The organism is Microbacterium sp. B19, assembly GCF_000333395.1.
GTDB lineage: Bacteria > Actinomycetota > Actinomycetes > Actinomycetales > Microbacteriaceae > Microbacterium.
Window position 1 is genome coordinate 1 of the sequence record NZ_BADA01000064.1, and the last position, 1,492, is coordinate 1,492.

Genomic DNA, 1,492 nt, shown 5'->3' on the forward strand with positions numbered 1-1,492 from the left:
CGCGGGCCGCTCGCCCCGAGCGCGGGTGCCGCGCGGGGGCGCCTCGACGGGGCGCGACCCGGGAGTCGGGGGCAGTGGCGAGGGCCGACGCACGGCTCAGACCGCCGCGGCCTCGGTGCGCGAGAGCGCCTCGAGCACCTGCGGGATGATCTGGTACACGTTGCCGCAGCCGAGGGTGATGACGTAGTCGCCCGGACGCGCGATGCGCGCGGTGTAGTCCGCCGCGCTCTGCCAATCCGGGACGTAGTGCACGTGCTCGGGGTCGGCGAAGGCGTTGCTCACCAGTTCGCCGGTGACTCCGGGCACCGGGTCTTCGCGCGCGCCGTACACGTCCAGCATGACGGTGTGGTCGGCCAGCGACTCGAGGACCTCGGCGAACTCGCGGTACATCTCCTGCGTGCGCGAGTAGGTGTGCGGCTGCTGGATCGCGATGATGCGCCCCTCGCCCACGACCGTCCGCGCCGCGGACAGCGCGGCCGCGACCTCGGTCGGGTGGTGCGCGTAGTCGTCGTACACGCTGACGCCGCGCTCGACGCCGTGGAGCTCGAAACGGCGGACGGTTCCGCCGAAGCCCTCGACCGCGCGGGCGGCCTCGACGAGGCCGTAGCCCAGCACGCGCAGCACCGCCACGGCACCGGCGGCGTTGACCGCGTTGTGCGCGCCGGGCACCCGCAGCTGCACGTCGACGCTCTCGCCGCCCGCGGTGAGCGTGAAGGCGACGGGACCATCGGTGCGGATGCCGGTCAGGCGCACGTCGGCCGCGGCATCCTGGCCGAACGTGACGACGTTCGCGTGGGTCAGACGCGCGGTCACGGCCCGGGCGCCGGGGTCGTCGGCGGATACGACGACGGCCTCGCGCGCCGCGTCGGCGAAGCGGGCGAACGCGGCGTCGAAGGCCTCGCGCGAGCCGTAGTGGTCGAGGTGGTCGGGGTCGACGTTGGTGATCAGCGCGACGGACGTGTCGTACAGCAGGAACGTGCCGTCGGACTCGTCGGCCTCGATCACGAACAGGTCGTCCGATCCCGTGCCGCTGGAGGCTCCGAGATCGGCGATGACGCCGCCGTTCACGAACGTCGGGTCGGCGTCGAGCGTCCGGAGTGCGGTGACGATCATCCCGGTCGACGTGGTCTTGCCGTGCGCGCCGGCGACCGAGACGAGACGTCGCCCGCCGATGAGCCAGTGCAGCGCCTGCGAGCGGTGGATCACGTGCAGTCCGCGCTCCTTGGCTGTCACGAACTCGGGGTTCTCGGGCCAGATCGCGCCCGTGTGCACCACGGTGTCGGCGTCGCCGAGGTGGGCGGCGTCGTGACCGACGTGGACCGTCGCGCCGCGAGCGGCCAGGTCGCGCAGCGCGGCGCTGTCGGCGCGTTCGGAGCCGGAGACCCGATGCCGCGGTCGAGGTACATGCGCGCGAGTCCGACATCCCGGAGCCGCCCACGCCGATGAAGTGCCGGACGTGATGGTCTCGGAATGGGGAGGCTCAGGTCGGGTC

The 1,492-nt window shown here is 73.1% G+C and carries 1 pseudogene; it reads right to left on the minus strand.

What is annotated here, in order from left to right:
• Nucleotides 1–96: 96 nt before the first annotated feature.
• Nucleotides 97–1,484 (minus strand): annotated as a pseudogene (murC, locus tag I5G_RS20165) (UDP-N-acetylmuramate--L-alanine ligase).
• Between the last annotated feature and the right edge of the window lie 8 nt (nucleotides 1,485–1,492).